This is a genomic window from Pseudomonas nitroreducens NBRC 12694 (genome assembly GCF_002091755.1).
GTDB classification, from domain to species: Bacteria; Pseudomonadota; Gammaproteobacteria; order Pseudomonadales; family Pseudomonadaceae; genus Pseudomonas; species Pseudomonas nitroreducens.
In genome coordinates this window covers 202,037-221,989 of record NZ_BDAI01000007.1, presented here as the reverse complement: position 1 = coordinate 221,989, position 19,953 = coordinate 202,037, and the positions used below count along the sequence as shown (strand labels likewise).

Sequence of the window (19,953 nt, the reverse complement as noted above, 5' to 3'; positions counted from 1 at the left end):
TCGTCGTTTATGCTCCCTGGTATGACCACATCCCTGCGCATCGGCGTCATCGCCGACACCCATGGCCTGCTGCGCCCCGAAGCTTTGGAGGCGCTGCGCGGCTGTGAGCGCATCCTGCACCTGGGCGACATCGGCCCTGCCTCGCTGCTCGATCAGCTCGGCGAACTCGCCCCGCTGGAAGTAGTGCGCGGCAACAACGACACTGACGACTGGGCCGGAGCGCTGCCGGAAACGCTACTTCTGGAGCTGGGCGGGCTGCGGCTGTACCTGATCCACGACCTCAAGCAGTTGGCCATCGATCCGGCTGCCGAAGGCATCGACGTGGTGCTCGCGGGGCATTCACACAAGCCGCTGAACGAGGTGCGCGAGGGCGTGCTCTACCTGAATCCGGGGAGCGCGGGCCCACGGCGCTTCAAGCTGCCGATCAGCGTGGCGGTGCTCCATCTGGAAAACCGCCGGGCGCATGCCGAGCTGCTGGTCTTGGCGCCTTAGAAGGTCGGCGGCGACACCGCACTGATCACCTCGCACTCTTCCTCAAATGGGTTGCGCATGCGGTGCGGCAGCCGGCTGTCGAAGTAATAGGCATCCCCCGCTTCGAGGATTCGCACCTCGTCGCCCACGGTCATCTCCAGCCGCCCCTTGACCACCACGCCGCCCTCTTCGGCTTCATGGCTGTAGGGCTCCAGGCCGGTATCGGCGTTCGGTGCGTAGCGTTCGTGGAGGATCATCATCGACGACCCCCTCAGGTTGGCGCCGACCTGGCGGTAGGACAGGCTTTTGCCATCGGCCAGCTCCACCAGTTCGTCGGCGCGATAGAACACCGCGCGGTCGCGCACCGGCGCCGCGGAGAAGAAGTTGCTGAGGGTCACGCCCAGCGGCTCGAGAATGCGCTTGAGCACGCTGACCGACGGGCTCTGCATGTCGCGTTCGATCAGCGAGATGTTGGGGTGTGAGACACCGCACCGCTCCGCCAGTTGCCGGATGGACAAGCCCTGCCCCTGGCGCAGGTCGCGCAGGCGGCTGCCGAGGCTCTCTTCGGCAGGAGATGGCGTGTCGGCGACGCCGACCACAGTGCGATGAACATCCGACATGCTGCTTTCCTCGTTCCAGCCGACGCAGGGAAAGGCACCGGCGGCGCGCAGTCTAGCATCCTTCCCCCGCCCCACTCTGAGAGCAATCGAGGTGCACGCCACGGTGTTCGAGGATTAAGTGGTAAATATTTTTACCGATTTTATTTCATTACTTATCAATAGGTTATAGGAGAAAAACAACGAAATACGGGCCATGGCTCGGGCATGGGGGATTGCCGCCGCCGATCTTCACTGGTAAATATTTTTACCACTCGAGTGAAACGACAAGAACAATCCACTTCGCCTGAGGTAACTCCATGTACCCGGTAGCACGCTCGATTTCGTCCACGCTCGTCGGCGTGGCCTTGCTTGGCGCGGCCCTCGCCGCCCAAGCCCGCGATCTCACCGTCATATCCTGGGGCGGCAACTTCCAGGATGCACAGCGGGAAATCTATTTCAAACCCTTCGCCACGCTCACCGGACAGCGTGTATTGGACCAGAGCTGGGACGGCGGCATCGGCATCCTGGAAACCAAGACCAAGGTCGGCACGCCGCCGTGGGATGTGGTGGAGGTGGAAGCCGAAGACCTCGCGCTGGGCTGCGAGGCCGGGATCTACGAACCCATCGACTGGAACCAGGTCGGCAACCGTGCCGACTTCCTCCCCGGCGCCGTGAGCGACTGCGGTGTCGGCGCCATGGTCTGGTCCACCGGGCTGACCTACGACGCCAGCCGCCTGACGACCGCACCCAGCAGTTGGGCGGACTTCTGGGACGTGAAGAAATTCCCCGGTAAGCGCGGCCTGCGCAAGGGGCCGAAATACGCGCTGGAAATCGCCCTGATGGCGGACGGCGTGGCGCCCGCCGATGTCTACAAGGTCCTGCGCACGCCAGAAGGCGTGGACCGCGCCTTCAACAAGCTCAACGAGCTGAAGCCCAACCTGGTCTGGTGGGAAGCCGGTGCCCAATCGCTGCAACTGCTGTCGGCCAACGACGTGGTGATGACCTCCGCCTACAACGGCCGGATCAGCGGCTTCAACCGCAACGAAGGGCGCAACTTCAAGCTGGTCTGGCCCGGCAGCATCTACGCCATCGACTCCTGGGTGGTGCTCAAGGGCACGCCGAACAAGGACGCCGCCATGCGCTTCATCGGCTACGCCAGCCAGCCGGAAAACCAAGCCAAGCTGCCGCCCTTCATCGCCTACGGCCCGACCAACACCCGCGCCAACGACCTGATCCCGGCCGAACTGCGCGAGGAACTGCCGACCACCCCGGCCAACCTCGCCCAATCCCTGCCGCTGGATGTCGACTTCTGGGTCGACAACATCGAAAACCTGAACCAGCGCTTCAACGCCTGGATCGCTCAGTAAGACGAGGAACACATGCCTATCTACATCAAAGCCCCGGAACCCAAGCGCGAGCAGGAATCCCGCGAACTGCGCGAGATGATCGCCGCCCTGATGAATGACGTGCAGGAGCGTGGCGACGCCGCGCTGCGCGACTACAGCGAAAAGTTCGACGGCATGCGCCTGGAGCAATTCGAAGTCACCGCCGAAGAAATCGAGGCGGCGCGCCAGGCCTGCGACGAGCAACTGCTGGCCGACATGCGCTTCGGTATCGAGCGCATCCGCGCCTTCGCCGAGGCCCAGTTGAAGACCCTGCAACCGCTGGAGGTGGAAACCCTCCCCGGTCTGCACCTGGGACACCGGCTGATCCCGATCCAGCGGGTCGGCGCCTATGTGCCCGGCGGCCGCTATCCGCTGCTGTCCACCGCGCAGATGTCGATCATTCCAGCCAAGGTGGCCGGGGTCGAAGAGATCATCGTCTGCACCCCGCCCAAGGTGCACCCGGCGGTGCTCTATGCCGCGCACCTGTCCGGCGCCACGCGCATCTTCCGCGTTGGCGGCGCGCAGGCGATCGCCGCCTTCACCCACGGCACCGAGAGCATTCCCCAGGTGGACAAGATCTGCGGCCCGGGCAACATGTACGTCAACGAGGCCAAGCGCCAGGCCATCGGCAGCGTCGGCATCGACCAACTGGCCGGCCCTTCGGAAATCTTCACCCTGGCCGACGACAGCGCCGATCCGAAGATTCTCGCCGCCGACATGCTCGGGCAGGCGGAGCACGACGTGGAAACCCGCGTCGGGCTGATCACCACCTCGCGTGACGTGGCGGAGAAGACCCTCGCCGAGGTCGAGCGGCAATTGACCCTGCTGGCCACCCGCGAGGTCGCCGAGCAGTCCTGGCGCAAGCGTGGCGAGATCGTCCTCTGCGACAGCCTGGAAGAGGCCATCGCCTACTCCGACGAGGTGGCCGCCGAACACCTGCAGGTGCATACCCGCGATCCGCACGGCGTGGGCAAACGCCTGCGCAACTACGGCTCGCTGTTCATCGGCGTGGAAGCCTCGGTGGTGTACTCCGACAAGATCAGCGGCACCAACCACACCCTACCCACCGGCGGCGCCGGCAAATACACCGGCGGCGTCTGGGTGGGTACCTTCATCAAGGTCTGTACCCACCAGTGGCTCGACCAGCGGGGCGTGGAGGCCGTGGCCCCGGTGGCCGTGCGCCAGTCGACCCGCGAGGGCCTGGAAGGGCATCGCAAGGCGGCGGAGATTCGCTACCACTACGATGTCGTCTGAGTAAGTAACTGCGCACGGCGCCCTGCCGTGCGCAGCTTCATCAAGGCTCCAGCAACTGCATGGCCAACTGCGCCACCGCCTCCTGCCGCTCGCTCTTCTCACTGCGCCGCTTGCCATTGAGACCCAACCACTCCGGATGCGCCCGCGCCTTGCGCAACGCCTCGGGCAGCTTGCCCTCGCGCCATTGCTTGTCCTCCGGCGACTGCAGGTGGATCGCCTCCACCGCCGCATGCCCGCGAGTCTGCAACGCCGCCAGCAATTGCCGCTGCCGCAGCGCCAGCAGGCGCAGCACGCTGTCGTCCACCGATAGCTCGCGGCTGCCCTTGAGCTTGCCCAGCAGGCGCTGGCCGTAGTGGCCGACGGTCTGCCAGGCGCCACCGGCGATGGCGCCCAATGCAGTGGCTGCGCCGAGGGTCAGTCCACCCACCAGCAGATCGATCCCCGCCCCCGCCGCCGCGCCGGCCGCAACGCCGCCGCCGAGTCGGATACCCAGCTGACGCAGGGTTTCCGGGTTGAACAGGTCATCGCCCCAGCGGCCGTCCATCAATGGCAGATCAGCCGCACGGGCATCGTCCTTGCGGAAGGCGTAGAGGCTGAGCAGCGCCTTGACGCAGGTATCTTCGCGCTGGCGCACCTGGTTGCGCAGCGTCTCGGTGGCGGCGCGCACGGCGGCATCGCCTGCCGGCACCAGTTGGCGGCAGGCGGCAACATCCACCAGCAATTCGGCGATCAACCGCGCTCCGGCCTCGCGGCGGGCAACGGCTTGCGCTTCGTGATCGGCCACCAGTCGATCCAGTTGCGGGCGCGCACGCTCCATCAACAGTGCAAGGCTTTCGTAGAGGCGGCGCTCACCGTCCAGCGGCGGCGCCACGCTGTCGAAGCGCACCAGCGCGTGCAGACCGAGGCGGGACAGCGCCTCGCGCCACTGTTCTTCGCGGTGCTGCGGACTGGCGACGAAATTGAGCACCGGCAGCAACGGCCGGGCGCAGGCGGCGAGCACCGCCAGTTCGTCGCGGTACTTGGCCAGCACCGGTTCGCGAGCGTCGATCACGTAGAGGCCGGCGTCGGAGGCGAGCAACTGGCGCAGCACCTTGGCTTCCTGCTCGAATCGGCCGCGAGCCTCGCTGCCATCAAGGAAACGGCGCAGCTTCTCGGGTCCATCCAGGCGCTCGCCGGGGCGCTCCAGGCCATCGAGGAAGTCGCGCAGGGCAATGGCGTCTTCCAGGCCCGGCGTGTCATACAGCTCCAGCAGCGGCTCGCCGTCCACAGACAGGCGTGCACCTTCCACATGCCTCGTGGTGCTGGGACGGTGTGAGACTTCGCCGAAGCCCACATCACGGGTCAGGGTCCGCAGCAGCGAAGTCTTGCCGACGTTGGTGTGGCCGACCACGGCCAGTTTCAGCGCATCAGTCATGCCCGGTCTCCAGCCAACCCAGTGGCGATGCCGAGGTGTGCGGCAAATTCAGGCGCTCGATGCCGGCGTGCCAGTCGCCCAGGCGCTCGGCGTCCAGCGCTTCGCCCGGCGGCGCCTGCAGCAGCCAGACGCGGGTGGCGGCGGCGCAGCGCGACAGCTCGGCAATCAGCGCCAGGGTGCCGCGGTCCGGCGAGCGGCGCGGATCGCAGGCGATCACCAGGCGTGCCGGCGGATAGCGGGTGAGTTGTTCAAGCAGGCGGCGGCGCTGGGCGCCGTCGTCGAGGTCGCCGGCATTGGCGATGCTTTCGGGCAGCTTCGGCGGCCAGTTGGGCCGGTCGAGCAATTCGATGGACACCAGCAGCGCGCCGTCGGCGCTGGAAGCCGGGGCCTGCGCCTGCGGCTCGACCAGTTCATCGGGTGCGGCATCGCTGACGCCCAGCCGTTCGCTGGCCGGCATCAGGCGTTCGCGCAGCAGTGCGTAGCCGGGCAGCGAAACGTCCAGTGCCAACTGCGCACGCCCGCGCTTCCAGCGCCACAGGCAGAGCAGCCAGAGCGCGCCGCGCAGCAGCACGCCATACACCAGCAGGATACCCACCAACCAGCCGGCCCAGGCATGCCGCGCGTTTTCGCTGGCCACCAGGGCATCGCCGCTGGCGCGCACCAGTTCCGAATCCGGCTGGGGGAAACCGAGCAGCGACGGCAGCGCGCCAAGGCCGTGGGTCAGGACAATGAAGGTGTCGCCGCCGAGGATGGTGGTTTCCCAGACGAAGCCGTAGCGCCGCGTGGCCAGCAGCGCCAGCATCACGCCCAGCGCAGTCGTGAGCGCGACGAACCACAGACCGTGGACCAGCAGGCCGAGTGCCCAGCGGGTCAGCTTCTGGCGATCCAGCAGCACCAGCAACGCCGGCACCAACTGCGCCGCGTGGGCATCGCGGGCGAGCTTGCCGCTCAGCCACAGCCACAGGCGCCCGAGCGCGCCGGCTGCCTCGCCGCCGGCGAAGAAGGCCAGCGTCCAGCCAACCAGCGTAATCAGGTGCAATCCGAGCAGACTCGCCAAAGCCCAGAAGACGTTGACCGGGCGCTGCCCGTCGCCGAGCGCGGCGAAGGCCAGGCCACCGCCAGTGAAAAGCGCCAGGGCCAGCAGCAGGTAGATCGACAGGCGCGCACCCTGGGCCCAGGTGCGCAGCGCAGCGCGCTGGCCGTCGCGCTCGGCCAGCAGCAGTGCGCGGCTCTGCAGGCGCTGCGCGAGGTCGCCGCCGCCGACGACGGCGCGGCGGTTGGCTTCGCTGTCTTCCAGGGGACCGACCTGTTCCTCGCGCAGGCGTACGGCCTCGCACAGCCACAGGGATTGGAGGGGGGACTCGCTCACAGCGTCTCCGGCAATCGGTATTCGCCAGCAAGGATAACCGCTGTGCGCTGCGGCGTCCCGGCGCCGCCGGTAACACCCGGTATCGTCAACCAAACCAAGGAGGGGCTCTCGCCGGGCGCGGTCAGGCTCAGACTCGGCGAATAGCACTGCCCCTATAAAAACAACAATGAGGCCTCGCCATGCTGCGCTCGCTGCTCAGTGCCTTGCCCCTGCTGTTCGTCGCCGCCACCGCGGCGGCCGTGGAAACGCCACCGGTGCGCCCCTCCGACTGGGGCCCGGACACCCCGCTGATGCAGGCCGTGCCGCCGCGCCAGCTGGACGCCAGCGTCGGCGCCCGGCAGTCCGCCAGTAATACCTCGCAACTGTGGATCAGCCAGACCGACTTCCGCCTGCACGATGACATCGGCTTCTTCATCCGCAAGATGCTGATCCGAATGAGCCCGGTGGCCGGCGCCGGTACGCCGCTGATGCTGGACGACCCGAAATCCATGGTCGCGCACATTCAGGCCGGGGACATCTTCGTTGCCGACGCCACGCTCGCCAGCCTGCTCAACGAGGAGCTGCGCAACGCCAACGCGCCGGTACGCAACCTCAAACTCAGCACCCGCGCCGACGGCCAGGAAGTCCACGGCGAGCTGCTGCGCAAGGGCCGCTGGCGGCCGCTGCGGATGGTCACCGGAATCGAACAGGCCGGGCCGCTGAAGGTGGCGCTGGTGCCACAGCGGATCTTCGTCGACGGGGTGGACGTCACGCCGTCGCTGAGCGCCGCGTCCATCGAGATGTCCGAGGTGCTGCAACTGCACACCGCGCACATGCAGCTGATCGGCAACCGCATCCTGGTCGACCTCGACGGCCTGTTCCCGCCGCCGCGCCTGGACTTCACCGTCAGCTGCCTGAAACTCGCCGACGGCGGCATGGACCTGCTGCTGGGCAGCGAGCTGGCCGAGCTGAAATGGCCGCAGCTCAAGGCGCCGAAAAGCTACATGTTCATCGAGGGCGGCGACATCAAGATGGCGCGGACCATCCTGGTGAAGGCCTACGCGCTGTTCACCAGCCTGAGCCCCGATGCCCCGCTGCTGTTCAATCTCTACGACTATCGCCGCCAGCTGCAGTACGGCGAAATCCGCCTGCGCGAGGACGGCATGGTGCACATCGCCGTCTCGCCGGTGAAGGCGCCCGCCCCGGAGGAGAAAATCCGATGAGAACCCTCCTCGCTTCCCTGCTCCTGCTGGCAGTTGCCGGCCACGCCACCGCCGAGAGCGCCATCGACAAGCAGCAGCGCGAACTGGGCGTGCTGCGCCAGGGCTGGTTCCAGCAGACGCCGCCGGCAGCGGACTTCAAGGCCAGCCGGCCGGGCGGCCTGCGCGACTCCGGCCAGGACGGCGTGGGCATCCTGCTGAACAACGTGGACCTCTATTTCCAGGGCGGCATCGGCTTCCACAGCCCGCAGCTCAAGGGCTGGCTGGTGCCGCTCAAGGCCGGCGAGCCCATCGACTTCGACCGCCCGCAGGACATGCGCATCAACGTCTCCGAGGGCGAGGTGATCCTCAGCCCCGAGCAGCTCGCCAACCTGTTCAACCAGCACATCCTCGATTACCCGGAGACCATGCTGCGGGGCTTCCAGCTGAGCGTCGAAGGCGACCGCCTGCTGGTCTCCGGCGAGGTCCAGCCGCTGGGCGTCGGGCCCTGGCTGCCGTTGCGGCTGTCCGGCACGGTGAAGCTCGACGGCGACAACCTCGACTACCAGCCCGACAGCGTGAAGGTGCTCGGCGTGCCCAGCTACGGCGCCATGAGCCTGGTCGGCCTGCGCCTGGATTCGCTGGTAACCCTGGAGCGTCCCGGCGCGGTGCTGCAGGACAACGTGATGCACCTGAACTACCACCAGGTCTTCCCGCTGGTGGGCATCGATGGCCGCGTCGAATCCAGCTGGCTGGACGCCAAGGGACTGCACCTGAAGTTCGCGCCCAAGCCCGGCGCCGCTTCGCTGGCCTTCGAACCGCCGCGCCAGGCGGGGCCGTCCTATATCTGGCTGCAATCGGGGGACCTGAAGATCTTCGAGATCCTGATTACCTACTCTCAGGTTCTGCTCAAGGCCGAGCGGCCCGAGCAGACGCTGTCGTTCAACCTCAAGGACTATCGCAAGGTGCTCTCCACCGGCATCACCCAGGTCAACGAGGACGGCACCTTCTTCATGCGCGTTCCGCAGGCCGCCGGCCCCACCGAGGGTGAGCGGCTGGTATCCTCTGGCACTGGGAGTTCCCACTGATGTTCAGCACTGGAGTCACGATGTCCGAAGCCCTGCCCCTGGCGATGATCGCCGCCCTTGCCGACAACCGCGTGATCGGCGTCGACAACCGCCTGCCCTGGCACCTGCCGCAGGACCTCAAGCACTTCAAGGCGATGACCCTGGGCAAGCCGGTGATCATGGGCCGCAAGACCTGGGACTCCCTCGGCCGCCCGCTGCCGGGCCGGCTGAACATCGTGGTCACCCGCCAGGCCGGGCTGCAGCTGGAAGGCGCGGAAGTCTTCACCAGCCTCGACGCCGCCCTTGAGCGCGCCGCCGAATGGGCGAAGCAGGAAGAGGCCGAGGAACTGATGCTGATCGGCGGGGCGCAGCTGTATGGCGAGGCGCTGGAACGTGCCGAGCGGCTGTACCTGACCCGCGTGGGCTTGAGCCCGGCGGGTGATGCGCACTTCCCGGAAGTGGACGAAGCGCATTGGCATCTGGCGTCGAGCATCGAGCATGACGCCGAGGGCGAGACGCCGGCTTATGCGTTCGAGGTGTGGGAGCGGGCTTGAACGCTCAGCGTATTCAGAGCCCCCTCACCCCAGCCCTCTCCCAGAGGGAGAGGGAGCCGAATGTGCCGAGATGAACTCTGCGTTCCCTGGCCCCTCCGGCTCACTCAAAGCTTTCAAAGCGCACTGAACGGTCCCCTCTCCCTCTGAGCGGGGCGCGCAGCCAGGGTTAGGGTGAGGGAACGCCCAACTCCGAACCCACAAAGAAAAACGCCGCCCCGGGTCACCCGGCGCGGCGTTTTTCATTACCGGCGCATCAGAACGCGAAGTGCTCCGCATCCAGCCCCATCAGGCAATCCGCACCTCCCAGCAGCGCCTCGCGGTGCATGCTGGCGCGCGGCAGGATGCGCTTGACGTAGAACTCGGCGCTGGCGAGCTTGGCGCGGTAGAAGTCCGCATCGCCCTCGCCGGCCGCCAGCTTCGCCTGGGCCACGCCAGCGGCCTGCAGCCACAGGCCCGCCAGCAGCACATAGGAGCAGTACTGCAGGAAGTCCACCGAGGTGGCGCCGATTTCCTGCGGGTCGCGCTGGCAGGCGGCGATCACTTCGCTGGTGAGGCTGCGCCATTCCAGCAGGCGTTGGCGTACGGTTTCCGCCAGGCCAGCCAGTTCAGCTCGCGCACCCGCGGTTTCGCAGGCCGCCGCCAGTTCGCCGATCAGCGCATTCAACTCCGCGCCGCCATCGCCCAGCAGCTTGCGACGGATCAGGTCGAGCGCCTGGATACCGTTGGTGCCTTCGTAGATCTGAGTGATGCGGCTGTCGCGCATCAACTGCTCCATGCCCCATTCGCGGATGTAGCCGTGACCGCCGTAGACCTGCACGCCGAGGCTGGAAACCTCCTGGCCGACGTCGGTGAAGAACGACTTCACGATGGGGATCAGCAATGCGGCGCGCTTGCCCGCGGCCTTGCGGCCGTGCGCCTCGGGATGGCCGTGCTCCAGGTCCAGCTCGCGGGCGCAGAGCGCCGACACCATCCGGCAGCCCTCGGTCAGGGTCTTCTGGGTCAGCAGCATGCGCCGCACGTCCGGGTGGACAATGATCGGATCGGCAGCTTTCGACGGCTCGGCCGCGCCGGTCAGCGCGCGCGATTGCAGGCGCTCGCGGGCGTAGGCCAGCGCGCCCTGGCAGGAGCGCTCGGCGATGCCCAGCCCCTGCAGGCCGACCTGGAAGCGCGCGTCGTTCATCATGGTGAACATGCAGGCCAGCCCCTGGTTGGCCTGGCCGATCAGCCAGCCGGTGGCGCCGTCGAAGTTCATCACGCAGGTGGACGCGCCCTTGATGCCCATCTTGTGCTCGATGGCGCCGCAGCTCAGGGAGTTGCGCGCACCCGGCGTGCCGTCGGCCTTGGCGATGAACTTGGGTACGAGGAACAGGCTGATGCCCTTCACCCCGGCCGGAGCATCCGGCAGGCGCGCCAGCACCAGGTGGACGATGTTCTCCGACAGGTCCTGCTCGCCGCCGCTGATGAAGATCTTGCTGCCGCTGACGCTGTAGGAGCCGTCAGCCTGCGGCTCGGCGCGGGTGCGCAGCAGCGCGAGGTCGGTACCGGCCTGCGGCTCGGTGAGGCACATGGTGCCGCTCCACACGCCACTGACCATCTTCGCCAGGTAGTCGCGCTGAAGCTCCGGCGCGCCGTGCTTGTACAGCGCCAGCACCGCGCCCTCGGTGAGGCCGGAATAGACGCGGAAGGACAGCGACGCGGCCATCAGCATTTCGTGGAAACTGGCCGAGACCATCTGCGGGAAGCCCTGGCCGCCGAACTCGGTCGGCCCGGTCATGCTCGCCCAGCCGTTGTCGCAGTACTGCTTGTACGCGTCGCGGAAACCGTCGGGGGTAGTGACTTCACCGTTCAGCAGGGTCGCGCCCTGCTCGTCGCTGTTGCGGTTCAACGGTGCAACCACCTCGCCGGTGTAACGCGCACCTTCTTCCAGCACGCCGTCGATCAGCTCGCGGTCGAGGCCGTTGCCCAGCAGCTCACAGTGGGCGCTGACGTCGAACAGTTCGTGGAGGACGAAGCGCATGTCGCGCAAGGGTGCCTGGTAACTCATGTTCAATGCTCCTGTTTGACGTCGGCGAAGCGACCATTGGCGGCGGCCAGGCGCTCGATCAGCGCGGCCGGCTGCCAGTGCGCGCCGTGCTCGCCAGCCAGGTCGCGCAGGCGCGCCAGCACGCTCTGCAGGCCCTGGGCATCGGCCCAGGCCATTGGGCCGGACTTGTCCTTGGGGAAGCCATAACCATTGAGGTAAACGGTGTCGATGTCGGCGCTGGTGGAGGCGATGCCTTCGTCGAGGATCTTCGCGCCTTCGTTGACCAGGGCCAGCAGGCAGCGCTCGAGGATTTCCTCGGCACCGATATCGCGGCGGGAGTAACCCAGGCGCTCGGATTCGCGCACCACCAGGGCGTCGACTTCCGGGTCATGCTCGGCCTGGCGGCTGCCCGGCTCGTAGTGATAGAAGCCGTTGCCGCTCTTCTGGCCGAAACGGCCCATCTCGCACAGGCGGTTATCCACCTGCACGGTCGGCGCGTCCTGGCCCTTGCCGGCCAACTCGCGGGCGCGCCATTCGAGGTCGATACCGACCACATCGAACATGCGGAACGGCCCCATGGCGAAACCGAAGCTTTGGATCGCCGCGTCCACCTGGTGCGGCAGCGAGCCTTCGAGGATCAACCGGCGCGACTCCTGGACGTACTTCTCCAGCATGCGGTTGCCGATGAAGCCGTGGCAGTTGCCGGCCACCACGCTGACCTTGCCCATGCGCTCGCCCAGCTCCAGCGCGGCTTCGAGCACGGCGGGCGCGGTCTTCGCGCCGCGCACGATTTCCAGCAGCTTCATGATGTGTGCCGGACTGAAGAAGTGCAGGCCGAGCACCTGGGACGGCCGCGAGGTCACGGCGGCGATGGCGTCGACGTCCTGGTAGGAGGTGTTGGAGGCCAGGATCGCCGAGGGTTTCAGCGCTGCGTCCAGCTCGCGGAAGATCGACTGCTTGAGTTCGAGGTTCTCGTATACCGCCTCGATCACCAGGTCCACTTCGCGGATCGCCGCGTAGTTCACCACCTGGGAGATACGCGCGCGGCGGCGCGCCGCCTCGGCCTCGTCGATGCGGCCCTGGCGGACGTTGTGGGCGTAGGTGTCGGCCACGGCGCCGAGGGCCTGGGTCAGCATCTGCGGGTTGTTGTCCAGCCACAGGACCTGCACGCCGGCGTTCGCCAGGCACATGGCAATGCCCCGGCCCATGGTGCCGGCGCCAATGACGGCGGCGCTGGCGATGCGGATGTTCTGGCTCATGTTGTTCCTCTTGTCAGCCTGAAACGCTCGTTTGAAGACCACTCACCTTAGGGAAGGCGGTACTATTTTTGAAATTTTGAGTTGTGATAAGTGGCATTCAGCCGATGAATATGAACACCTTCGACCTCAACCTGCTGCGGGTGCTGGACGCGCTGCTGCGCGAGCGCAACGTCTCGCGCGCGGCGGAGTGCCTGTCGCTGAGCCAGCCGGCGGTGAGCAACGCGCTGAACCGCCTGCGCGAGCTGCTCGATGATCCGCTGCTGGTGCGTGTCGGCCGGGCGATGCAGCCGACGCCCCGGGCGCTGGAGCTGGAAGCGCCGATCCGCGATGCGCTGCAGCGCATCGGCCAGAGCCTGGCCGGCGGCGACAGCTTCGACCCGGCGCGCAGCCGCCAGCGCTTCACCCTGGCACTGACCGACTATGTGGAAGCGTTGTGCATGCCACACCTGCTCGAAAGTCTGGGCAGTACGGCGCCGGGCATGGGCCTGGCCATCCAGCACCTGACACCAACGCTACCGGCCGAGGCGCTGGACAAGGGCAATCTCGATCTCGTGCTGGGCCGCTTCGAAGACTTGCCAGCGCGCTTCCAGCGCCGCCCTTGGGTGAGCGAGACGCTGCGCCTGCTAGCCAGGCGCGGGCATTCGCAGGTGGATGGAGGGATCGATCTGGAGACGTTTCTCCAGCAAAGGCACCTCTGGGTTTCCGGCGGGCAGACCAAGGGCATGGTCGACCAGTGGCTGGCCAGCCAGGGACTCAAGCGGGAAATCGCCTACACCACGCCCAACTACCTGCAGGCGGCGCATCTGGTGGCAACCACGGATTTGCTGACGGTGCTGCCGACGCGGCTGGCGGCCTACTTCGCCGAGTTGCTGCCGTTGCAGGTGCTGGAGCTGCCGTTCGACGTGGGGCAGTTCCATCTGGAGCTGGTGTACCTCGCCCAGCGCGAGCGGGATGCGGCGTTGCAATGGTTGGTCGAGCGGGTCGTCGAGGCGGCGCCGGATTGAGGGCGGGGCACGCAAATGTGAACCTTGCGCTCGAGGGCTACCCTCACCCCCGCCCTCTCCCAGAGGGAGAGGGAGCTGTCCGCACCGGCTGATGGCACGGTTACAGCCGGCACGCTCCAGTCCCCTCTCCCTCTGGGAGAGGGTTAGGGTGAGGGAAGACACAGGCTCGGAGGCGGGCGGTGTGCAGAAGAAAGCATAAACGCGCCCGGAGGCGCGTTTCGTGGGGATCAGAAGCGATCGCGAACGATCGTCTCTTCCAGCGGCAGGCGACCGATGCGCGGCTTGGCTTCAACCGCCTGCTTGCCCACGGCGATCATCAGGCCGATGGCATGGTTGGCCGGCAGGTTGATCAGCTTGCCCACGGCGTCGAAATCGAAACCGACCATCGGCACGCTGTCCAGGCCACGACCACGGGCGGCGAGCATCAGGGTCTGGGCCACCAGGCCGCTGCTGCGCATGGCTTCGTCGCGCTGGGTCTGCGGTTTTCCTCTGTAGTAGCCGTCGATGGCGCCGACCATGTAGTTCTTCACTTCAACCGGGGCGCCGTCCCACACGCGTTCGGCATTCTTCTCCCAGCTGTCGACCTGCGCGCAGACGATCACCAGCATCGAAGCGTCGGTCATCTGCACCTGGTCCCAGCCGGCTTCGCGGATCTGCGCACGCAGCTGCGGGTCGCTGACTTCCACCAGGCGCACGTGCTGCAGGTTGAACGAGGTGGGCGCGAGCAGCGCCTGTTGCAGCAGGTCGTCCTTCTCCTCGCGGCTCATCACGTAGGAAGTGTCGAAACCACGGATGGAGCGGCGGCTGCGGATGGCGTCTTCGATCAGCATGGAAAATCCTCTGGCTGGCATGGGCGGGAATGGCGCGCATGGTAAGCCCAGAGGCAGCTCCGTGGCAGAGCGGCATATCGATAATGTCTATCCGCTGCCTCGATAGAACGAAGCCCGCCAGGACCGGCGGGCTCCGAATGCCGATCAGCTCTCCAGCGCTTCCACCGGCGCGGCCGTGGCCTGGCGCTGCTTGGGCGAGGTGAAGCTCAGGTAGCCATCCTCGACCTTGCCGAAGCGCAGCAGGGCCAGATCCAGCGCGTAGTTCTGGTAGAGCTTCCACGGCGTGCGGTCGCCCTGCTTGGGCATGCGGTCGGCAGCGCGCTGGATATAGCCGGAATTGAGGTTGAGGAAGGGTTCTTCCTTCACCGATCCATCGGTCTGACGCGGCGTGCACTGGCGCATGCCGATGGCATCGAGGTGGTTGATCAGGCGGCAGAAGTACTCGCTGGACAGGTCCGCCTTGAGCGTCCAGCTGGCGTTGGTGTAGCCGACGATGGCCGCCAGGTTGGGCAGATCGCGCAGCATGATGCCCCGATAGCCCATGCTCTGGGTGACGTCGAACGGCTTGCCGTCGATGGCCAGTTCCGCGCCGCCGAACATCACCAGGTCGAGCCCGGTGGCGGTGACGATCACGTCCGCTTCGAGCAGTTGCCCGGACTTGAGCAGGATGCCTTTCTCGGTGAAGCGCTCGATGTGCTCGGTGACCACCGAGGCTCGCCCCTGGCGCAGTGCCTTGAACAGGTCGCCATCGGGCACGCAGCACACGCGCTCGTCCCACGGCTTGTAGCGCGGGCTGAAGTGACGCATGTCGAAATCCTTGCCCAGTTGCAGGTTGGCCAGCTTGAGCATCAGCTTGCGCACCGCGCCGGGGAACGCCTTGGAAGCCATGAAGAAGATCATCTGCATGGTCACGTTGCGCGCCCGCGCCTGGCGGTACACCCACTTCTCCGGCAGGAAGTTGCGCAGGAAGTTGGAGATCGGGTCCTTCGCCGGCAGGGTGATCACGTAGGACGGCGAGCGCTGCAGCATGGTGACATGGGCGGCCTTGTCGGTCAGCGAGGGGATCAGCGTGACGGCGGTGGCGCCGCTGCCGATCACCACGATGCGCTTGCCGCTGTAGTCGAAATTCTCCGGCCACAGCTGCGGGTGGATGACCTGCCCGCCAAAGCTTTCGCGGCCCGGGAAGTCCGGGGTGTAGCCGGCGTCGTAGCGGTAGTAGCCGGTGCACATGAAGAGGAATTGCGCACTCATGCGCACGGGTTCCTCTTCATCGCCGCGCTGCACGCTGAGGTTCCAGCGCGCGGTGTTGCTGTCCCAGTCGGCCTTGAGCACGCGGTGGCGGTAGCGCACCTTGTCCTCGACGCGGTACTCGCGGGCGGTTTCGCGGATGTAGTTGAGGATCGACGGGCCGTCGGCGATGGCCTTGGGATCGGTCCAGGGCTTGAAGTTGTAGCCCAGGGTGTACATGTCCGAGTCGGAGCGGATGCCCGGGTAGCGGAACAGGTCCCAGGTGCCACCCATGGCCTCGCGGCCTTCGAGGATGGCGTAGGACTTGCCGGGGCATTGCTTCTGCAGGTGACAGGCGGCGCCGATGCCGGACAGGCCGGCGCCGATGATCAGTACATCCAGGTGCTCGACGGACATGCTTGGGGCTCCTCGGCCGTTGGGCAGGCAGTGCCTGGTGAGTCTAGGAGGAATTTCCTCCCCTCACCCTACAAGCAGCCCGGGCGGCATCACGCCGACCTTTAGTCGTGCGTGGCACCGCCGAATTCAGCCGTTCAGAGCTGCGCCTGTACCCAGTCGCGCACCTGGGCGTAGGGGTAGTCTTCCAGCGTGGCGTAGCCCGGCAATCCACGCGCGCGCATGCGGGTGAAGGCCGGCACGCTGATGCCACAGAGGAAGCGCGTGATGCAGTCGGCGCTGGGCGCGGTGCCTCGGGCACTGCGGTACTTCTCCAGGAAGGCGTCGCATCGGTTGTGCAGCGACTGGCCATCCAGAGCCGGCAGTGCAGGCGGTTCCGGCAGGCGGGCGACATGGCCGGCGCATACCGAACAGTGACCACACTGGCGCGGCGCCTGCTGGTCGCCGAAGTACTGGGCGAGGCGCCAGCTCAGGCATTCGGAGCTGCCCAGCAGATCGAGCATGGCGCCGATGCGGGCGATCTCGCTTTCCTCGTGGCGCTTGAAGTAACCGTGCAGCTCCTCGCTCAACTGATCCACAGCGAAGGAGGCGTCGCGCACCGAGTAAACCTCCGTCATCTGCTTGCTCTCCAGCTCCACCCAGCCGCGCTCCTGGAAGTAATCCAGCGCCTTCACCACCCGTGAGCGCTCGGCGCCATGGCGGCTGTAGAGTGTGTCGAAGTCCAGGGTCGCCCAGGTTCGCGCGCGGGCCGAAGTGGTGAGGATGGCTTCGACGAACTGCCGCCGCTCGCCCTCAAAGTGGCTCAGCAGCGCGGAGGAATCGATCAGCAGCTTGTAGCGATATTCGGCGAAATAGGCGAAGCGTGGCGCGATGATGCCGCGTAGCTCCAGCTGCACCAGCAGCGTCTTGAGTGGCAGCTGGCGGATGTTCGACTGGTCCGACAACGGCACCAGCATGGTCTCCCATTGGCCGTTCGGCGCCTGGCGGATGTCCTCCAGTACGCTGCGGATGCCTTCACGCTCGGGTGTGTCGCCGTAGACGAAGTTCTCCAGCACGTTGAGGCTGTCACGGTTGGCCAGCACCAGGCATTCCGAGCGCTGGCCGTCGCGCCCGGCGCGGCCGATTTCCTGGCTGTAGTTCTCCAGCGACTTGGGCAGGTCGTAGTGCACTACCTGGCGGATGTCGCTCTTGTCGATGCCCATGCCGAAGGCGATGGTGGCGACGATGCAGTTCAGCCGGCCCTCCATGAAGCGGCGCTGGATACTCTCGCGCTCCGGGTGTTCCATCCCGGCGTGGTAGGCACAGGCGGGAATACCGCGCTCGGCCAGATGCGCGGCGATCTCCTCGGCGGTCTTCTGCTGGGTGACGTAGACGATGGCCGGCCTGCCCGGACGCTCGCGCAGCCACTCCACCAGCCGGGCACGGCGAGCGGCGCTGGAGATCGGCTCTACCTGCAGATCGAGGTTGGCTCGGTAGAAACCGGTGGTGACCACGTCGCTCTCGGCGATGGCGAACTTGCTGCGCATGTCGGCGATCACCGCGGGCGTCGCCGTGGCGGTGAGCAGCAGCACCTGGGGAATGCGGAACTGCTTCTGGTAGTCCGGCAGCTTCAGATAGTCGGGGCGGAAGTTGTGGCCCCATTCGGAGATACAGTGCGCCTCGTCCACGACCAGCAGGGAAATCGGCACCTCGCTGATGAAGTGGCGGAAGCGCTCGTTCTTCAGGCGTTCGACCGAAATCATCAGCACGTTCAGCTCGCCGCTACGCGCGCGGGCCATGGTCTGCGCGGTCTGCTCGCGGCTCTGCGCCGAATCGATGCTCGCGGCGGCGATGCCGTGGCGGGCGAGGAAGGCGAGCTGGTCCTGCATCAACGCCAGCAGCGGCGAGACCACCAGCGTCAGGTGCGGCAGCAGTAGCGCAGGCAACTGGTAGCACAACGACTTGCCCGAGCCGGTAGGAAAGATCGCGGCAGCCGAGCGCCCGGCCAGCACGGCGCTGACCGCCGCCTCCTGGCCGGGGCGGAACTGGCGGAAACCGAAGACGCGTTCGAGGGTGTCGTGCATGTGGATAACTCCCTTGCCTGTCATGGACGATGCCTTGAGCCTAAGGATGTCTGTTGTAGGAGCGAGCTTGCTCGCGAACAGCCAAACGCCGGTTGCCGAGGCCGAATCCATTCCTCATGGATAACGGCATTGCCCCACACCCTTGTTGGGCACAGGCTCGCTCGTACGCAGAGCACCAGGAGCATGACCGATCCCAGGCACCAATGAAAAAGCCGCCCGAAGGCGGCTCTTTCCAGAACAGGCTCGCTTACAGCTGCGGGCCGGCGTTCTTGATGGCGTCGCTCACGTCGAACTTCTTGAAGTTCTCGATGAACTTGCTGGCCAGGCCCTTGGCAGCTTCATCGTAGGCAGCCTTGTCTTCCCAGGTGTTGCGCGGGTTGAGCAGGTTGGTCTCGACGCCCGGAACGACCTTCGGTACGTCCAGGTTGATGATGTCCAGGTGCTCGGTCTCGGCGCCGACCAGAGCGCCGCTCTGGATGGCGGCGATCACGCCACGGGTGGTCGGGATGTTGAAGCGCTTGCCGACGCCGTAGCCACCGCCGGTCCAGCCGGTGTTGACCAGGTAGACCTTGGAACCGAAGGCCTGGATGCGCTTGATCAGCAGCTCGGCGTAAACGCCAGCCGGACGCGGGAAGAACGGTGCGCCGAAGCAGGTGGAGAAGGTCGACTTGATGCCGCCGCCCGAACCCATTTCGGTGGAACCCACCAGCGCGGTGTAGCCGGACAGGAAGTGGTAGGCCGCCTGCTCGTTGTTCAGGATCGACACCGGCGGCAGAACGCCGGTCAGGTCGCAGGTCAGGAAGATCACGGCATTGGGCTCGCCGCCGAGGTTCTTCTCGGAACGCTTCTCGACGTTTTCCAGCGGGTAGGCCGCGCGGGAGTTCTGGGTCAGGCTGTCATCGGCGTAGTTCGGGGTGCGGTTTTCGTCGAGGACGACGTTTTCCAGCACGGCGCCGAACTTGATGGCTTTCCAGATGACCGGCTCGTTCTTCTCGGACAGGTCGATGCACTTGGCGTAGCAGCCGCCTTCGATGTTGAAGACAACGCCTTCGCCCCAGCCGTGCTCGTCGTCGCCGATCAGGTAGCGGCTTTCGTCGGCGGACAGGGTGGTCTTGCCGGTGCCGGACAGACCGAAGAACAGGGTCACGTCGCCGGCTTCACCGATGTTGGCGGCGCAGTGCATCGGCAGCACGTCTTTTTCCGGCAGCAGGTAGTTCTGCACGCCGAACATGGCCTTCTTCATTTCACCGGCGTAGCGCATGCCGGCGATCAGCACTTTCTTCTGGGCGAAGTTGAGGATCACGCAGCCATCGGAGTTGGTGCCGTCACGCTCGGGCACGCACTCGAAGTTGGCGACGTTGAGCACCTGCCACTCTTCGCGGCCGGCCGGGTTGTACTGCTCGGGCTCGATGAACAGTGCGCGGCCGAACAGGTTCTGCCAGGCAGTGGCGGTGGTCATCTTGACGGCCAGGTAGTGATCCGCGGCGGAACCTACATGAACGTGGGAGACGAAGTGTTCCTGGGCGTTATTGAACGCCTGGACACGGTCCCACAGGGCATCGAACTTGTCGGCCGGGAACGGACGGTTGATGGCGCCCCATGCGATGGAATCCTTGCTGCCCGGCTCTTCGACGATGAAACGGTCGGCAGGCGAGCGGCCGGTGCGGTGGCCGGTTTTCACGACCAGCGAGCCGTTGTCGGCGAGTTCGCCTTCGCCGCGGCGAATGGCTTCTTCAACCAGTTGGGCAACGCTGATATCGGTGTAAACGGCTTTGTTGGCTTGCGTCATGTGGGTCCCCGTCGGCCGAAGCCGAGTCCTCCAAACATTGCGTAGTGACTTCT

General features: G+C 66.3%; 16 protein-coding genes. 7 read left to right on the top strand and 9 right to left on the bottom strand.

Translation table 11 applies throughout. The features are described 5' to 3' along the window. The first annotated feature begins 21 nt into the window (after nt 1-21). Complete coding sequence (locus PNI01S_RS19515; protein WP_084358833.1) at nt 22-492, top strand: metallophosphoesterase family protein; 471 nt, start codon at nt 22-24, stop codon at nt 490-492. On the opposite strand, the gene PNI01S_RS19510 is transcribed toward PNI01S_RS19515, so the two are convergent. Further along, entirely contained in the window at nt 489-1,091 is a 603-nt protein-coding gene (locus PNI01S_RS19510; RefSeq protein WP_084358832.1) for a cupin domain-containing protein, read from the bottom strand. The genes PNI01S_RS19515 and PNI01S_RS19510 overlap by 4 nt on opposite strands. Before the next feature lie 296 nt (nt 1,092-1,387). On the opposite strand from PNI01S_RS19510, the gene PNI01S_RS19505 reads away from it, so the two are divergent. Further along, nucleotides 1,388-2,437: an ABC transporter substrate-binding protein gene (locus tag PNI01S_RS19505; RefSeq protein ID WP_084358831.1), complete on the top strand. Its 1,050-nt coding sequence runs from the start codon at nt 1,388-1,390 to the stop codon at nt 2,435-2,437. 12 nt (nt 2,438-2,449) lie between these two features. Next, entirely contained in the window at nt 2,450-3,709 is a 1,260-nt protein-coding gene (gene hisD, locus PNI01S_RS19500) for a histidinol dehydrogenase (RefSeq protein WP_084358830.1), read from the top strand. Nucleotides 3,710-3,749: 40 nt separating this feature from the next. Here the strand turns inward: hisD and PNI01S_RS19495 are convergent, their stop codons facing one another. Together PNI01S_RS19495 and PNI01S_RS19490 are read right to left on the bottom strand one after the other, a co-directional pair. Continuing rightward, nucleotides 3,750-5,123, bottom strand: a complete 1,374-nt coding sequence (locus PNI01S_RS19495; RefSeq protein ID WP_084358829.1) for a GTPase/DUF3482 domain-containing protein — start codon at nt 5,121-5,123, stop codon at nt 3,750-3,752. Continuing rightward, complete coding sequence (locus tag PNI01S_RS19490; RefSeq protein WP_084358828.1) at nt 5,116-6,492, bottom strand: DUF2868 domain-containing protein; 1,377 nt, start codon at nt 6,490-6,492, stop codon at nt 5,116-5,118. The genes PNI01S_RS19495 and PNI01S_RS19490 overlap by 8 nt, the downstream gene beginning before the upstream one ends. Before the next feature lie 179 nt (nt 6,493-6,671). Here PNI01S_RS19490 and PNI01S_RS19485 point away from each other — a divergent pair, with 179 nt between their 5' ends. The 3 genes from PNI01S_RS19485 to PNI01S_RS19475 are packed head-to-tail and all read left to right on the top strand — an operon-like array spanning nt 6,672 to nt 9,291. After that, entirely contained in the window at nt 6,672-7,694 is a 1,023-nt protein-coding gene (locus PNI01S_RS19485; RefSeq protein ID WP_084358827.1) for a hypothetical protein, read from the top strand. Next, nucleotides 7,691-8,758, top strand: coding sequence for a hypothetical protein (locus PNI01S_RS19480; RefSeq protein ID WP_084358826.1), 1,068 nt, complete (start codon nt 7,691-7,693; stop codon nt 8,756-8,758). Before PNI01S_RS19485 ends, PNI01S_RS19480 begins: the two co-directional genes overlap by 4 nt. Before the next feature lie 20 nt (nt 8,759-8,778). After that, nucleotides 8,779-9,291, top strand: coding sequence for a dihydrofolate reductase (locus PNI01S_RS19475; protein WP_024762199.1), 513 nt, complete (start codon nt 8,779-8,781; stop codon nt 9,289-9,291). A gap of 253 nt (nt 9,292-9,544) precedes the next feature. Here the strand turns inward: PNI01S_RS19475 and PNI01S_RS19470 are convergent, their stop codons facing one another. Both PNI01S_RS19470 and PNI01S_RS19465 read right to left on the bottom strand, forming a co-directional pair. After that, entirely contained in the window at nt 9,545-11,335 is a 1,791-nt protein-coding gene (locus tag PNI01S_RS19470; RefSeq protein ID WP_084358825.1) for an acyl-CoA dehydrogenase C-terminal domain-containing protein, read from the bottom strand. Between the two features lie 2 nt (nt 11,336-11,337). Continuing rightward, a complete protein-coding gene (locus PNI01S_RS19465) occupies nt 11,338-12,573 on the bottom strand; it encodes a 3-hydroxyacyl-CoA dehydrogenase (RefSeq protein WP_084358824.1) in 1,236 nt (411 codons plus the stop codon). 104 nt (nt 12,574-12,677) lie between these two features. Here PNI01S_RS19465 and PNI01S_RS19460 point away from each other — a divergent pair, with 104 nt between their 5' ends. Next, entirely contained in the window at nt 12,678-13,577 is a 900-nt protein-coding gene (locus tag PNI01S_RS19460) for a LysR family transcriptional regulator (protein ID WP_084358823.1), read from the top strand. A gap of 227 nt (nt 13,578-13,804) precedes the next feature. Here PNI01S_RS19460 and PNI01S_RS19455 read toward each other — a convergent pair whose 3' ends face one another. From PNI01S_RS19455 to PNI01S_RS19440, 4 genes are all read right to left on the bottom strand, one after another. Further along, a complete protein-coding gene (locus tag PNI01S_RS19455) occupies nt 13,805-14,407 on the bottom strand; it encodes a nitroreductase family protein (RefSeq protein WP_024762195.1) in 603 nt (200 codons plus the stop codon). 144 nt (nt 14,408-14,551) lie between these two features. Then, nucleotides 14,552-16,051, bottom strand: coding sequence for a flavin-containing monooxygenase (locus PNI01S_RS19450; protein WP_024762194.1), 1,500 nt, complete (start codon nt 16,049-16,051; stop codon nt 14,552-14,554). Between the two features lie 134 nt (nt 16,052-16,185). Further along, on the bottom strand, nt 16,186-18,111 hold the full coding sequence (locus PNI01S_RS19445) for a RecQ family ATP-dependent DNA helicase (protein WP_084358822.1): 1,926 nt from the start codon (nt 18,109-18,111) through the stop codon (nt 16,186-16,188). A gap of 247 nt (nt 18,112-18,358) precedes the next feature. Beyond that, a complete protein-coding gene (locus PNI01S_RS19440; RefSeq protein WP_024762192.1) occupies nt 18,359-19,900 on the bottom strand; it encodes a phosphoenolpyruvate carboxykinase in 1,542 nt (513 codons plus the stop codon). Nucleotides 19,901-19,953 lie beyond the last annotated feature (53 nt).

Excerpts from the sequence above, each read along its gene's own strand:
- PNI01S_RS19440 (WP_024762192.1), bottom strand. The coding sequence starts at position 19,900 with ATGACGCAAGCCAACAAAGCCGTTTACACCGATATCAGCGTTGCCCAA.
- PNI01S_RS19465 (WP_084358824.1), bottom strand. The coding sequence starts at position 12,573 with ATGAGCCAGAACATCCGCATCGCCAGCGCCGCCGTCATTGGCGCCGGC.
- PNI01S_RS19495 (WP_084358829.1), bottom strand. The coding sequence starts at position 5,123 with ATGACTGATGCGCTGAAACTGGCCGTGGTCGGCCACACCAACGTCGGC.
- PNI01S_RS19505 (WP_084358831.1), top strand. The coding sequence starts at position 1,388 with ATGTACCCGGTAGCACGCTCGATTTCGTCCACGCTCGTCGGCGTGGCC.
- hisD (WP_084358830.1), top strand. The coding sequence starts at position 2,450 with ATGCCTATCTACATCAAAGCCCCGGAACCCAAGCGCGAGCAGGAATCC.
- PNI01S_RS19460 (WP_084358823.1), top strand. The coding sequence starts at position 12,678 with ATGAATATGAACACCTTCGACCTCAACCTGCTGCGGGTGCTGGACGCG.
- PNI01S_RS19450 (WP_024762194.1), bottom strand. The coding sequence starts at position 16,051 with ATGTCCGTCGAGCACCTGGATGTACTGATCATCGGCGCCGGCCTGTCC.
- PNI01S_RS19485 (WP_084358827.1), top strand. The coding sequence starts at position 6,672 with ATGCTGCGCTCGCTGCTCAGTGCCTTGCCCCTGCTGTTCGTCGCCGCC.
- PNI01S_RS19470 (WP_084358825.1), bottom strand. The coding sequence starts at position 11,335 with ATGAGTTACCAGGCACCCTTGCGCGACATGCGCTTCGTCCTCCACGAA.
- PNI01S_RS19475 (WP_024762199.1), top strand. The coding sequence starts at position 8,779 with ATGTCCGAAGCCCTGCCCCTGGCGATGATCGCCGCCCTTGCCGACAAC.
- PNI01S_RS19455 (WP_024762195.1), bottom strand. The coding sequence starts at position 14,407 with ATGCTGATCGAAGACGCCATCCGCAGCCGCCGCTCCATCCGTGGTTTC.
- PNI01S_RS19515 (WP_084358833.1), top strand. The coding sequence starts at position 22 with ATGACCACATCCCTGCGCATCGGCGTCATCGCCGACACCCATGGCCTG.
- PNI01S_RS19510 (WP_084358832.1), bottom strand. The coding sequence starts at position 1,091 with ATGTCGGATGTTCATCGCACTGTGGTCGGCGTCGCCGACACGCCATCT.
- PNI01S_RS19480 (WP_084358826.1), top strand. The coding sequence starts at position 7,691 with ATGAGAACCCTCCTCGCTTCCCTGCTCCTGCTGGCAGTTGCCGGCCAC.
- PNI01S_RS19445 (WP_084358822.1), bottom strand. The coding sequence starts at position 18,111 with ATGCACGACACCCTCGAACGCGTCTTCGGTTTCCGCCAGTTCCGCCCC.